This window comes from Erwinia sp. PsM31 (genome assembly GCF_030433775.1).
Taxonomy (GTDB): domain Bacteria; phylum Pseudomonadota; class Gammaproteobacteria; order Enterobacterales; family Enterobacteriaceae; genus Erwinia; species Erwinia aeris.
Genome location: NZ_JARUWZ010000080.1, coordinates 1 through 332 on the forward strand (window position 1 = coordinate 1; position 332 = coordinate 332).

Consider the following 332-nt stretch of genomic DNA (forward strand, 5'->3'; position numbering starts at 1 on the left):
CGTCTGCCGGTGGTGGCGACGCTGACCGAGCTGAGCGAGGAAGCGCTGATCCAGATCCTGTGCGAGCCGAAGAACGCGCTGACCAAGCAGTATCAGGCGCTGTTCAGCCTGGAAGGGGTGGAGCTGGAGTTCCGGGAAGAGGCGCTGAAGGCGATAGCGGGCAAGGCGATGTCGCGCAAAACCGGGGCGCGCGGGCTGCGCTCAATCGTGGAGGGCGCGCTGCTGGACACGATGTACGACCTGCCGTCGATGGACGACGTGGAAAAAGTGGTGATCGACGAGTCGGTTATCGCGGGCGAATCGGATCCGATGCTGATTTACGGCAAGGGCGA

At 63.6% G+C, this 332-nt stretch carries 1 pseudogene; it reads left to right on the forward strand.

The window, feature by feature from the left end:
* A pseudogene (gene clpX / locus QCD69_RS22540) lies at positions 1 to 332 on the forward strand (ATP-dependent Clp protease ATP-binding subunit ClpX); the annotation flags it as partial.